The sequence below is a fragment of the uncultured Psychrobacter sp. genome (genome assembly GCF_947495825.1).
Lineage (GTDB): Bacteria > Pseudomonadota > Gammaproteobacteria > Pseudomonadales > Moraxellaceae > Psychrobacter.
In genome coordinates this window covers 1-12,889 of the sequence record NZ_CANMAH010000010.1, presented here as the reverse complement: position 1 = coordinate 12,889, position 12,889 = coordinate 1, and the positions used below count along the sequence as shown (strand labels likewise).

Genomic DNA, 12,889 nt, shown 5'->3' with positions numbered 1-12,889 from the left:
TATGTCGTTTTGATTGTCCTTTATTATGTTGTTCATTAATATGATCTCAATGAAGATATTGTCGATTAATGCCGCAAAGACAGTTTTTATCGGGCAGCCATATGTCTGAGAGGTACTTGTGTCGCAAGCCATATTATTTAAGTGCGATCGTACCCATAGATAAGCCACTATAGAGTTTAGGAGTAGGTATGCAAGAGCAAGATAAACAAACGCCAGTCGTTGATGCTGATATCGTCAATACTGACGCACCAAGCACTGTAGATACATCCAATACAGAGTCTCCAGCGACGACCGAAGTCATTGTAGAAGAAGACTCTGCTGAAAAAGCATCAACTGAAGCTGCTGTCACTGAAGAAGTTATTGAAGAAGAAGCTACCGAAGACAACCTTGTTGACAAAGCACCTGCTGAAACAGCACCTGAACCTGAGCCAGTAGAGCCTGAAATCGAGCGCGAATCGATGGAGTTCGACGTTATTATCGTCGGTGGTGGCCCTTCAGGTCTGTCTGCTGCTATTCGCTTACGACAGCTGGCTATTGAAGCAGGCAACGACGAGTTTATGGTATGTGTCGTCGAAAAAGGCTCTGAGTTTGGCGCGCACATATTATCAGGTGCGGTGATTGAGCCTCGTGCTTTGGACGAATTAATACCTGACTGGAAAGCTAAAGGTGCGCCTTTAAACGTGCCTGCTATCGAAGATCGCGTTTATATGCTCGGCTCTGAGACCAAAAGCACGAAGCTGATGGATTCGATCGTACCAGCCAGCATGCATAATGAAGGCAATTATATTGTCTCGCTAGGCAATGTCGTGCGCTGGCTTGCTGAGCAGGCAGAAGAGCTAGAAGTCATGATGTTCCCAGGCTTCCCTGCTTCTGATATTTTATATAACGATGACGGTTCAGTAAAAGGTATCTTGACAGGAGATATGGGCGTAGCTGCTGATGGTGAAGCCAAAGCCAGTTTTGAGCCAGGTTATGAGCTTCTGGCCAAATATACTATCTTTGCTGAAGGTTGCCGTGGTCACCTTGGCAAACGCCTAATCAGCCGTTTTAGCCTAGATAAAGACTCTGATCCGCAGCATTATGGTATTGGTCTAAAAGAGCTATGGGAAGTTTCACCTGACAAACACGAGCAAGGTGTGGTCATGCACGGTTCAGGTTGGCCTTTAACTGACACAGGGTCGACTGGCGGCTGGTGGTTATACTTTGACGAAAACAACCAAGTCAGCTTCGGTATGGTCATCGATTTATCGTATTCTAACCCGTATATGTCACCGTTTGACGAAATGCAACGCCTAAAGTTACATCCGCTTATTCGCAATATCCTAGAAGGTGGTAAACGCGTCTCTTACGGTGCGCGCGCTTTGACCAAAGGCGGTCTCAACTCTTTACCGAAATTTACTTTCCCAGGCGGCGTACTTGTGGGTGATGATGCAGGGTTTTTGAATCCAGCAAAAATCAAAGGCACACACACTTCAATGAAGTCAGGCATGCTGGCAGCTGAAGCAATCTTTGAAGCACTACAGGCTGAGCGTCAGCATGATGATGTGGTTGCATACAGCACGATGTATAAAGAGTCGTGGCTTTATCAAGATAATTATGAGGCACGTAACTTTGCGCCTGCAATGCACCGTATGGGCCAATGGATGGGCGGTGCGTTTAACTTCATCGACCAAAACATTCTACGTGGCAAAATGCCATTGACTATTCATGATAATTTAAAAGACTACGATCAGCTAGAGCGTGCAGCTCATGCATATCAGCCCGTATATCCTAAGCCTGATGGTAAACTGGTATTTGATAAATTGTCTTCAGTATTTATCTCTAACACCAATCATGCAGAAAACCAACCTACACACTTAAAGCTGACAGATCCGACAGTACCTGTATCTATTAACCTGCCGTTGTATGCTGAACCTGCACGTTTATACTGCCCAGCTGGTGTTTATGAAGTGACAAAAGACGCTGAAGGTGCAAAGTTTGTCATCAACGCCCAAAACTGTGTCCACTGTAAAACTTGTGATATTAAAGATCCGTCACAGAATATCACATGGGTAACGCCAGAAGGCGGCGGCGGTCCTAACTATCCAAACATGTAAACTATGCTTGAATAAATGATGCTTGAGATAATTTTCCACAAACCATTAGTCGCTTTTTAATAAAAACCGCCCTTAATGATAAGAGCGGTTTTTTGTGTTTAACTATTCAACAACTCAGTTGAATGACTACATAGTAAAGCCTAATCGGTCCAAGCATCGCGATTTGCTTCATCTTTTAACTTAACAAAGTCATCAGGGTCAAATTTGATTTGATCCCCAGTTTTGCCTTCTTTGACTTGACGCTCATAGTCACGCAATATTCTAAGTGCCACAGGTGACAAGATTAAGATAGCTACTAAGTTGGTTAAAGCCATAAGCCCCATAGACAAATCAGCAAAGTTCCATATCGCAGGTAGGCTGGCAATAGCACCGACGAACACCATTCCTAATACCATAAAGCGGAAGATCATAATCATGACCTTGGCATTTTTGGCACCAGAGATAAACTCAAGATTAGACTCGCCATAACTGTAATTGGCAATAATAGAGGTAAATGAGAAAAAGAAAATAGCAATGGCAACGAAGACCACACCCAGATCACCAACATACTGTGATAAAGCCAACTGCGTCAGCTGAATACCTTCTTGTTCAACGTTTGGATCAACCACACCTGATAGAATAATGATGGACGCTGTTGCAGTACAAATAATTAACGTATCCATAAAGACACCCAGCATTTGCATAAAGCCTTGTACCGCTGGATGATCTGGATGGCTTTTAGCAGTTGCAGCAGCATTAGGCGCTGAACCCATACCTGCTTCGTTGGAGAAAAGGCCACGCTTAATACCGTTAATCATTGCCTGAGCAATACCATAACCAATGACACCACCTGCTGCTTGCTCAAAACCAAATGCAGACTTGACAATAAATGCGATAGCGGCTGGAAATTGACTAAAGTTAGTGACGATAATAAATAGCGCTAGTAATATGTATAAGATGGCCATTACTGGGACGATTTTACCAGCGATACGTGCAACCGAACGTAAGCCACCGAACACCACTGGTGCAACCAGTAAGACCAACACAACGCCTGTCATCCACGTAGGGATACCAAATGCTTCATTGGTCGCCTGTGCGATGGTATTTGATTGCACACCATTAAAAGCCAAACCGAACGCAACGAGCAAACATATTGAGAAAAATATCGCAAGCCAGCGTTTACCTAGGCCTTTTTCAATATAGTAAGCAGGTCCACCGCGGTATACATTATCGTTGTGCGGTACTTTATATGCTTGTGCTAAGGTCGACTCGATGAAGCTGGTTGACATACCAACAATTGCAGTCATCCACATCCAAAACACAGCCCCAGGCCCGCCAAGATAAATAGCAATCGCCACCCCTGCCAGATTACCCGTACCGACCCGCGCGGCAAGAGAGGTCATCAAAGCTTCAAACGAGCTGATTCCTCCATCTTTACGGCCTTGATTGGACACACGTAACAATTTCCACATATGTCCAAAATGACGAAACTGAATAAAACGTGTAACCACTGTAAAATAAAGACCAGCACCAATTAGTACAAACATTAATAGCCCATACCAAGGGTTATTAACAATTAACCACTCATTGTTACCCCAAATGATACTAACACCATAATTTACGATGTTATTGAACCAACCTACTATCCCTTCACCCATACTTTCACCTTCATTTTATATATTAGTGATGCTGTCACTTGCATCATAAGCTTATATTTTGCCCGATGGTCTCATAGTTGACGCTATCTTAAAATCTATAGCGGGACACTATTAGTAACCGTTACTACGAAGGTTATCTTCGATCATTCTTCAAAATGCTTTTATTCGTTACTTAAACTGTAACTGAACCCAGCTCTTCTGTATCTACATTTTAACTTACTATAAGCATTTTGGCTCTTTTACGCTGATGAGTTAGGAGGCAATAAGCTCAAATTGTAAATACATCTCTTAGCTATACAACGGGTTTGATTAAATTATCACTATTTGGATGCCTACTATCAACCTGCATTACTACTCAAGGTAATTTATTTCTAAAATAAATGGCGTAAAGCGAATATAAATATTAAGATGTCAATGAAAATTGTCCTTTTTTGGCATATAACGATAGGTAAATAATCGTTTTCACGCTAATAAGCACAGGGAGTTGTGTTAGGTTTCTGTTAAATAAACATTTAGTTACAATAAGTAATTTACATTTATTTATTGTTAATTGGATAAATATTGTATATATTCCTAATAAGTTTATGACTAACCAGTTTAATAATAGTAAGACAATTATTTGACTTTTATAGCAGATGTACTGTTTTCATTGTTTTGTACAATTCATATATACATTTTTCTTATGACAACAAATATAAAACGCATATGTATAAATAACAGTAATTAAGAGGTTAAGCTTCATAATTATAATAATATTGCCTAATTAACCATAGACTTATTTAAAACTTAAATTGTACTGTTAACTTTATATATTCTAGACTCAAGTTAAAAGACGTCAGATACATAAAACTTTAAAAAGGTTAGATAAAAACGACGGAGCGTTATTTTATATAAACCTCCCTTAAATTTATAAGTTACGTTGTATTATCAGCAGTATTACACAGGTTGTTATGTCTTTTATAAGATTTTAATGTTATGAAAAGCTGTTTCGAACGTGTTCATGTTGTTGGTAGTTTTTGATTGGTTATATTGATTGGTCATTCTGTTTTAGTCCCTTGTATTGTATAGCTCTATGCTTACGTTATAAACGCTATAAATTTGGACAATATACGCTAAACCACAATGACTTGTTAAAAATCAATCATTAATCTTGTATTTATGTCAGGCAAAAGGAGTTGTCCTATGGAAAACCACAACGACCCATCCGGTTATTGGCGTGCCAATGTCCGTCTTATTTTAGGTAGTCTAGTCGTCTGGGCCCTATGTTCCTATGGTTTTGCAATCTTATTGCGTCCATTATTAGTAGGTATCAAAATTGGCGGTACTGACTTAGGTTTTTGGTTTGCTCAACAAGGATCTATTGCAATATTTATCATTTTAATTTTCTTTTACGCATGGCGTATGAATAAATTAGATAAACAATATGGCGTAGACGAGGAATAGAGCATGAGTCAATTTACTATTAATATTATTTTTGTAGGCCTATCTTTTGCTCTATATTTTGGTATTGCAATTTGGGCACGTGCTGGAACCACCAGTGAGTTCTATGTTGCAGGTGGCGGTGTCCATCCTGTTGTAAACGGTATGGCCACAGCAGCTGACTGGATGAGTGCTGCGTCCTTTATTTCAATGGCAGGTTTGATTGCAGCGGGCGGTTACGGCGCATCAACTTACTTAATGGGCTGGACTGGCGGTTACGTTCTACTTGCCATGCTTTTAGCGCCTTATTTACGTAAGTTTGGTAAGTTTACGGTTCCTGACTTTATTGCCGATCGCTTTTATTCAAAAACTGCTGCTATGATTGCAGTTGTTTGTTTGATCGTCGCCTCAACTACGTATGTTATCGGTCAGATGACTGGTGCTGGTGTTGCCTTCTCACGCTTCTTAGAAGTAGAAAACACAACCGGCCTGCTTATTGCTGCTGTTGTCGTATTCTTCTACGCGGTATTAGGTGGTATGAAAGGTATTACTTATACGCAGGTGGCTCAGTACGTCGTTCTGATGATTGCTTATACCATTCCAGCAGTCTTTATCTCACTTGAGCTAACAGGTAATCCAATTCCAGGTCTGGGTCTGTTCTCAACTCATGCAGAGTCCGGTATTCCTATCTTAACGAAGCTTGATCAGGTCGTTACTGATCTTGGTTTTACTGCTTATACTGCCGATGTGCCTAATAAGCTTAATATGGTCTTATTTACCCTATCACTTATGATTGGTACAGCAGGCCTACCACACGTTATTATTCGTTTCTTCACAGTTCCTAAAGTAGCTGATGCTCGTTGGACTGCTGGTTGGACGTTGGTATTTATCTCTTTGCTATATTTCACTGCCCCTGCGGTAGGTGCAATGGCACGTCTAAACTTAATCGATACTGTTTATCCACAAGGTGTCGATCAGCCTGCCCTTACCTATGAGCAGCGTCCTGATTGGATGAGAACATGGGAAGATACAGGTCTTATTAAGTACAATGATTTAAACAACGATGGTCGTATTCAATTATATAACGACAGTGGTTTGGGTGCAGCTCAGTTAGCACTTAACACAGCTGAAGCTGAAGGTGGTGATGTTGCCGCAGCGACAGCCGCTGTTGATGCCGCTCGTACTGCACATGACGCAGAAGTTGATGGTCGCTTCGCTGATGCTGGTTGGTCAGGTAATGAGCTTGATGTTAATGCTGATATCTTGGTACTTGCTAACCCAGAAATCGCTCAGCTTCCACCATGGGTTATTGGTCTTATTGCAGCAGGTGGTTTGGCAGCAGCCTTATCAACAGCCGCCGGTCTACTACTTGCAATCTCTTCTGCAATTAGCCATGACTTAATCAAACGTAACCTAAATCCAAATATTACTGATAAGGGTGAATTATTAGCCGCACGTATCTCAATGGCTGTTGCAATCGTCGTTGCTACATGGCTTGGCCTAAATCCACCAGGTTTTGCAGCACAGGTGGTCGCTTTAGCCTTCGGTATCGCTGGTGCTTCGCTCTTCCCTGCACTTATGATGGGTATCTTCTCCAAACGTATTAATAATCTAGGTGCAATCTTTGGTATGTTAGCGGGCCTTATCAGTACGCTCTTATACATCTTTGTATTCAAAGGCTGGTTCTTTGTCAGTGGTACTGCCAACTTCCCTGATACTGCAGAATACTGGTTGTTTGGTATTTCGCCGTTATCATTTGGTGCTGTTGGTGCCTTAATCAATTTTGCAGTGGCATTCGCAGTATCTTATGCTACTAAAGCACCACCACTACACATTCAAGAATTGGTTGAAAGTGTACGTTCTCCACGTGGTGCTGGTGGTGCAATAGACCACTAAGCTTACGTATAATGGCATATCTTTTATTACTATATATCGCTCACAGGCAGCAGTTGCTTGTGAGTGATTTTTTTATCCTATCGTTATAAATCTATATGACTATATCTATGTATTAAGGAAATTTTATGCTTTTTGAGTTTATCGCTACCATAGCTGCTGCATTTGGTATGGCTGGGTTGGCACTTATCATAACTCACCTGAGTAAGTTGGCAGGAAAGCGTGCGCCAAAATGGCTCATTCCTTTATTCGCCGCTATTGGCATATTTGCTTTTCAGATACATCAAGAATATAACTGGTACCCTCAGCAAGTCGCTAAGCTTCCTGAAGGTGTCACCGTTGTTAAAACCGCTGAAAGTACAGAATGGTTTCGTCCATGGTCTTATGCTAAACCGCAAATATTACGCTTTATAGCAGCAGATGTTGATAATGCGAGCGTACAGGTAGATAACTCAGATATATATTTGGTCAATTTATATTTGTTTGAAAGACGTAGAAGTGTACAAAAGGTCCCACAAGTCATAGATTGTAATGCCCCTGCACGTGCAGATTACGTACTACCAGAAAAAGGTAGCACGCTTACAATTGATGAACATGTAAAGCAAACAACTGCATGGCGAGACTTGGCAAAGGATGAGTTACTCTTTACCAGTATATGCTCTGATAAAGTTTAGCCACGAACGGACATACTTGTATAGTGATGCTTTGAGTTTGCTCCTAGTAGCAAACCGGCACATAAACCGCCAAAGTGCGCTGCAAAAGAGATACCAGACTGTGGCATCAAGCCTTGCTTGATAATGAGCCAATAACCTGTTCCCATAATTATACAAGCCAGTAAGTAACCCCAGCGCTTGGCAAATAAAGCGCCTCCTATCATAAACCCAAGCATGGCAAAGCAAAGGCCTGAGGCGCCGATATGTATGGATAATGGCGAACCAATGATCCATGTGACTAGCCCTGATGCGACAACCAACTTAAGTACTGTACGATAAGCATTGTTTTCAAACAGCCCAAACAAAAACAGAATCTGCAATAAGGTTAGTGTATTACCGAGCAAGTGGGAAAAGTTACCATGCATCGTCCATGAAGCAACTATACCGATCATGCTGCCTATATCTAGTGTACGTGGCACGATACCAAAAATATTCCACAGTCCAAATAAGGCAAATTCATTTAGAAAAAACATACCCCACATCGGTACAAGTACAAAAGCATATAAGCCAATAACCTGTTTAAGTCGAACCACAACTAACGCTGACACTTGTCGCCCATTCATCTTTGTTCCTTTCCTTTAGTTTTAAGTTAATGGTCTACAGAAGAAGTAGCAGGCTGCGCAGAGGTAAAGGCTAATAGTGGAGTATTTTTAGTGGCAGTTAAATAACTATTAGCATGCAATAGAGACGTTGAGTGGTAAGGAACCAGTGCAGTAGGCACAAAGCGACGAGCAGCATCAATATGCTGAATTGAATCATCAAAAAAGATATGCGGTGCAAAAGTCTTGAGTACTGCTGTTTTTTCAAGTCCACCTAAAAAAAACGCCATATCAACATCTACGCCCCATTCACGTAGCGTCTTGATAGCACGTAAGTCAGCGGGTGCATTACGAGCAGTCACTAGTGCAATTTTTATTGGACAATGAGTTAGCCGTGCTGGTAAACGTTCTTGTAAGCTTGAGAGCTTAATCAACAGCTCAGCATAAGGGCCTTTTTCAATAGGCAGATCATGCATCCGAGCTTCACGCTCATGAAAAGCCTGTAACCCCTTTTGCTTATATAGCAACTCTCCTGAATCATCAAACAATACAGCGTCACCGTCAAAAGCAATACGCAACTGCTCAGTATCAAGCTCATAAGTATTTACAGGAGTAGCATCAAGTATCGCACAAGCACAGATATTAGCATCTGCAACCTGTTGTGCATCGTTACGATTGGTAGTCAAAAATAGATCTACTTTGAAATCAGCAATGTAAGGTGCGACCGGACTTCCAGAAATAAAAGCTGAGCGCGATATATTTAGCCCATGTTCACGGATAGAATTGAGTACTTGAATACCAGTATCAGGACTACTTTTTGAGACAATAACGACCTCTACTAAAGGTGCTTCAATACCTAAATCTGTTGGTGATTGATTGTAGTTATTTAGATTAAGTAAAGCCTTAATAAGTGGATAACCTGCACCAATATTCAACTCATCATTTTCACGTGCTGCCATATAATCGCGGAACTCTTTGACTGCGCTATTGGGTTGCTGCTGCAATAACTGTAACAAATGATTTTCAGATTCTGATAAGTCGAATAATGCGGTTGCAGATATTGCAACTATTAAAGTATTACTAAAATCAACTGCCATAACGGTCTCTACTTAAAAATTTTTATATTTAAAATTTTAGCCCATCAGTGTACTACATCTACTGCATTCTTATAATAGTAAGCATTAATATGACAATACCTTGTACTTAGTAGGTCTAAGATAGTTTATAGCGTTGAAATATTATACTAACATTAATCTTTGATTCCTTTAAATGGCAAGTTAGACACTAAGCTTACATTGTACTCGCAAAAAAGCCATACCGTTATAATAACGATATGGCCAATAAAAACAGCTTTTCTTTAGATTTTGCTACTGAGCTGATCTACTCTTTTTAACCAAGCAACACCAAAGAGACCGCTGGGAAGGCAACCAGAATAACCAAGCGAATGACATCAGAGACAATAAACGGTGCCACCCCACGAAACATATCGGACAGCTTAATATGCGGTGCCATCGCCTTAATCACAAAGATATTCATCCCCATCGGCGGCGTAATCAGACCAAGCTCCACCGTCAACACCGCAACAATCCCAAACCACACCGGATCAAACCCAAGGGCCAAGATAATCGGGAACACCACCGGAATAGTGATCACCAGCATCGCAAGGGCATCCATAAACAGCCCAAGTAAAAAGTACATGAATAGGATACAGATCAAAACAATCATCGGACTGACCGCAAGGCCCCCAATCCACGTCGCTAACGAATAAGACAGACGAGAGACGGAGACAAAGTAGCCGAGCGCCTCTGCCCCAAGCAGCATAAAGAACACCACCGCAGACAGCGCCAAGGTTTCAATCAGTGACTGCTTTAGCCCCTCCATACGCATGCCTTTGGCTGCTGCATACGCCCAAGAGACAAAGGCACCAACTGCCGCTCCCTCTGTTGGGGTAAACAGACCAAAGAAAATACCGGCGATGATCACAATAAAGATAAAGGTAAACGGTATCAATCCGGTCAATGAGAGCAGCTTGGCTTTCCATGAGGTTGATTCGCCGCGCCGAGCTAGGTGCGGTTTCCAGCGCACCATGATCATGACGGTGATCGAGTACATAAGCATGCCGAGCATGCCAGGCAAGAAGCCTGCGATAAACATGTCGCCAACCGACTGCTGGGTTAGGATGGCATAGACCAGTAAGGCGATACTGGGCGGGATCATGATGCCAAGCGTTCCCCCTGCCGCTAAGATGCCGCAAGCAAAGCCTGGCTGATAGCCGTATTTCTCCATTTGCGGTAGGGCCACTTTGGTCATGGTGGAGGCGGTGGCTAAGGAGGATCCTGAGATGGAGGCAAAGATGCCGGAGGAGCCGATACCGGCGATACCAAGACTGCCTCTGACGCCGCCAAAGATGGTGCGGGTGGCTTCAAAGAGTTTGCCGGCCATCCCGGAGTGGGTGGCAAAGACCCCCATTAAGATAAAAAGTGGGATGGCGCTAAAGTCATACTTTGCTAAGACGTCGACGGGGATGTCTTTGAGCATCTGTATGGCGCCTCCGGTGGAGGTGACGGCGCCAAAGCCGACCAGTCCGACGCCTAGCATGGCAAGGGCGACGGGGACACGTATGACGACCAGTAGGATCATGACTAGTAGGCCGATGGCTCCGATAATTTCTGGACTCATGCGCCTGTCTCCTCGGCGTCAAAGAATTCGCCTGTTTTAAAGATGTTGATGGATTCGATAAGAGAGCGTATGGCCAGCAGTAAGCTTAAGAAGGCGCTGATGGCGTAGATGGGCATCATGGAGATACGCAAATCTTGGGTGACTTTGCCAAATTCGATGGCGTCGATGGCGCTTTCATAAAGCCCCCAGGTAAAGACGAGGCCGATGATAAAAAAGCCTATCATGAATACGCCCATCATGTAGCCTTTGACGGCTTGCGACATCTTTTGGGTGAAGACGTCGACGATGATTTGTGAGCGCTCGACGAAGGCGGCAAAGGCGGCGAGCAGCGCAAACAACATAAAGTAGGAGACGATCTCGACGCTGCCTTTGACGGTGAAGCCAAGCTCGCCGCCGGTAAGCTTGAAGATGTAGCGAGCTATGACGTCTAGCATGGTGGTTAAAACGATGATGACCAGACTGATGCCACCAATAAATTGGCACAGTCTGGAGATGAGGGTGCTAAGGTTGTTTAAAGATGCCATAAGTGGATTGCCTTTAATGAGTTAGACTTTGCAGGCGTCGCTGGCGGCTTTCGCTTTTTCATACACAGCATCGGCATCCAAACCTAGAGCGTTGACATCGTTTAGATATTTTTGAGTGCCAGCTTCAAGTGGTCCTTTCCATGCTGGGTCATTGAGAGGGTCTGGAATTTCAATGATTTCATCGCCTTTGTCTTTAGCAGCTTGTATAGCCAATTGATCGTGCTTATCAAATACCTCACCAACCTTGTTAGCGAGCGCCATCCCTGAGTTATTATCAAGTACTTGCTTTAGATCATCAGGTAAGCTTTCATACTTATCTTTATTCATAGTAACCATAAGGGCCGAACTATAAAAAGGAATATTAGTATGATATTTAGTTATTTCATCAATTTTAAAAGCTGTGACCGCCTCCCATGGAAAACTAAGTCCATCTACGACACCGCGCTGTAGAGAAGTGTACATATCGTTAGCAGGTAAGCCAACAGGTGATGCCCCCGCGCTTTCAATAATGTCACCAGCAACCGCTGAAGGTCTGCGAATACGCATACCTTTCATATCTTCTGGCGTACGAATCAACTTATCAGTAGTATGTAAAGAACCTGGACCAGCACCATACATAAATAATAGATGTGAATCTTCGTATTCACTAGCAATCGTGCCATCGTCATATAGAGTTTGTAGCATACAACCCATCTGCGTGGCCGAATTAGACAAACCTGGAAGCTCAGTTATTTGCGTTAAAGGAAAGCGTCCATTGGTATAGCCATGTGCTTGTGAACCTATATCAATCGTACCCTTTGCAGCAGACTCATAAGTAACGTCAGCTTTAGCAAGACCAGCAGAAGGGTAAAGCTCGACTTTTAAACGTCCATCAGACTCTGTTTCTATCTGCTTAGCCCATGGTTCAAATACTTCTTTACTGATTGAAGAAGTTGCGGGCCAAAAATGTGAAAAACGTAAAACAGTGGTTTCTTCAGAAGAAGCTGATGAAGTATCAGTACTTTCAGATGTTTGATTGGAACAACCAATGATGCTCATGGCTGCTAAGGCACCTATTGAAAAAAGAGGAGCTAACTTCATTATCAATTCCTTTTGATAATTGTGAGAAGAGGAAAACTTTAAGACAATAAATATATACGAAACTAAAAATATAATAGGCTTAAAATTCTAGTCTAAATCTATTACATAAACAATACTTTTTATCACACTGTAAAGCAATTGTTATTGCTTATAAATAAAAATTATACTTGAAATTATCAGTTATAATGATATAAGTCAAATCATTTTAGATGAAAATATCTAACATTTATTATGGGGCTGTAGTAGATAAGGATTAAATATCACACCATTTTCTCAAGGTTTTCAGCTGATTAGATGGTGAGCCATAGT

General features: G+C 42.2%; 10 protein-coding genes. 4 read left to right on the top strand and 6 right to left on the bottom strand.

All coding sequences use genetic code 11. The features are described from left to right. The first annotated feature begins 458 nt into the window (after window positions 1–458). Window positions 459–2,096: an electron transfer flavoprotein-ubiquinone oxidoreductase gene (locus Q0895_RS10850; protein ID WP_299189010.1), complete on the top strand. Its 1,638-nt coding sequence runs from the start codon at window positions 459–461 to the stop codon at window positions 2,094–2,096. Window positions 2,097–2,236: 140 nt separating this feature from the next. Here Q0895_RS10850 and Q0895_RS10845 read toward each other — a convergent pair whose 3' ends face one another. Then, window positions 2,237–3,733: an alanine/glycine:cation symporter family protein gene (locus Q0895_RS10845; protein WP_075103713.1), complete on the bottom strand. Its 1,497-nt coding sequence runs from the start codon at window positions 3,731–3,733 to the stop codon at window positions 2,237–2,239. A gap of 1,182 nt (window positions 3,734–4,915) precedes the next feature. Between Q0895_RS10845 and Q0895_RS10840 the strand changes: the two genes are divergently transcribed. The 3 genes from Q0895_RS10840 (at window position 4,916) to Q0895_RS10830 (ending at window position 7,719) form a co-directional block, all read left to right on the top strand. Beyond that, the gene (locus Q0895_RS10840) at window positions 4,916–5,176 is read left to right on the top strand and encodes a DUF4212 domain-containing protein (protein WP_058369560.1); all 261 of its coding nucleotides are present in this window, start codon (window positions 4,916–4,918) and stop codon (window positions 5,174–5,176) included. Between the two features lie 3 nt (window positions 5,177–5,179). Beyond that, on the top strand, window positions 5,180–7,048 hold the full coding sequence (locus tag Q0895_RS10835; RefSeq protein WP_299188822.1) for a sodium:solute symporter family protein: 1,869 nt from the start codon (window positions 5,180–5,182) through the stop codon (window positions 7,046–7,048). A 125-nt stretch (window positions 7,049–7,173) separates the two neighbouring features. Next, window positions 7,174–7,719 carry a hypothetical protein gene (locus tag Q0895_RS10830; RefSeq protein ID WP_299188819.1) on the top strand — a complete coding sequence of 182 codons (546 nt, stop codon included), beginning with the start codon at window positions 7,174–7,176 and terminating at the stop codon, window positions 7,717–7,719. Here the strand turns inward: Q0895_RS10830 and Q0895_RS10825 are convergent. The 5 genes from Q0895_RS10825 to Q0895_RS10805 form a co-directional block, all read right to left on the bottom strand. Beyond that, window positions 7,716–8,321 carry a rhomboid family intramembrane serine protease gene (locus Q0895_RS10825; protein ID WP_299188817.1) on the bottom strand — a complete coding sequence of 202 codons (606 nt, stop codon included), beginning with the start codon at window positions 8,319–8,321 and terminating at the stop codon, window positions 7,716–7,718. The genes Q0895_RS10830 and Q0895_RS10825 overlap by 4 nt on opposite strands. A gap of 26 nt (window positions 8,322–8,347) precedes the next feature. Then, window positions 8,348–9,394 (bottom strand): 5'-nucleotidase, encoded by a 1,047-nt coding sequence (locus Q0895_RS10820; RefSeq protein WP_299188815.1) that lies wholly within the window; start codon window positions 9,392–9,394, stop codon window positions 8,348–8,350. 292 nt (window positions 9,395–9,686) lie between these two features. Then, window positions 9,687–10,895, bottom strand: coding sequence for a TRAP transporter large permease (locus Q0895_RS10815; protein WP_299189009.1), 1,209 nt, complete (start codon window positions 10,893–10,895; stop codon window positions 9,687–9,689). Between the two features lie 77 nt (window positions 10,896–10,972). After that, entirely contained in the window at window positions 10,973–11,500 is a 528-nt protein-coding gene (locus Q0895_RS10810; RefSeq protein ID WP_075103710.1) for a TRAP transporter small permease subunit, read from the bottom strand. A gap of 21 nt (window positions 11,501–11,521) precedes the next feature. Then, on the bottom strand, window positions 11,522–12,580 hold the full coding sequence (locus tag Q0895_RS10805) for a TRAP transporter substrate-binding protein (protein ID WP_299188813.1): 1,059 nt from the start codon (window positions 12,578–12,580) through the stop codon (window positions 11,522–11,524). Window positions 12,581–12,889 lie beyond the last annotated feature (309 nt).

Excerpts from the sequence above, each read along its gene's own strand:
- Q0895_RS10850 (WP_299189010.1), top strand. The coding sequence starts at position 459 with ATGGAGTTCGACGTTATTATCGTCGGTGGTGGCCCTTCAGGTCTGTCT.
- Q0895_RS10845 (WP_075103713.1), bottom strand. The coding sequence starts at position 3,733 with ATGGGTGAAGGGATAGTAGGTTGGTTCAATAACATCGTAAATTATGGT.
- Q0895_RS10840 (WP_058369560.1), top strand. The coding sequence starts at position 4,916 with ATGGAAAACCACAACGACCCATCCGGTTATTGGCGTGCCAATGTCCGT.
- Q0895_RS10835 (WP_299188822.1), top strand. The coding sequence starts at position 5,180 with ATGAGTCAATTTACTATTAATATTATTTTTGTAGGCCTATCTTTTGCT.
- Q0895_RS10830 (WP_299188819.1), top strand. The coding sequence starts at position 7,174 with ATGCTTTTTGAGTTTATCGCTACCATAGCTGCTGCATTTGGTATGGCT.
- Q0895_RS10825 (WP_299188817.1), bottom strand. The coding sequence starts at position 8,321 with ATGAATGGGCGACAAGTGTCAGCGTTAGTTGTGGTTCGACTTAAACAG.
- Q0895_RS10820 (WP_299188815.1), bottom strand. The coding sequence starts at position 9,394 with ATGGCAGTTGATTTTAGTAATACTTTAATAGTTGCAATATCTGCAACC.
- Q0895_RS10815 (WP_299189009.1), bottom strand. The coding sequence starts at position 10,895 with ATGCTAGGCGTCGGACTGGTCGGCTTTGGCGCCGTCACCTCCACCGGA.
- Q0895_RS10810 (WP_075103710.1), bottom strand. The coding sequence starts at position 11,500 with ATGGCATCTTTAAACAACCTTAGCACCCTCATCTCCAGACTGTGCCAA.
- Q0895_RS10805 (WP_299188813.1), bottom strand. The coding sequence starts at position 12,580 with ATGAAGTTAGCTCCTCTTTTTTCAATAGGTGCCTTAGCAGCCATGAGC.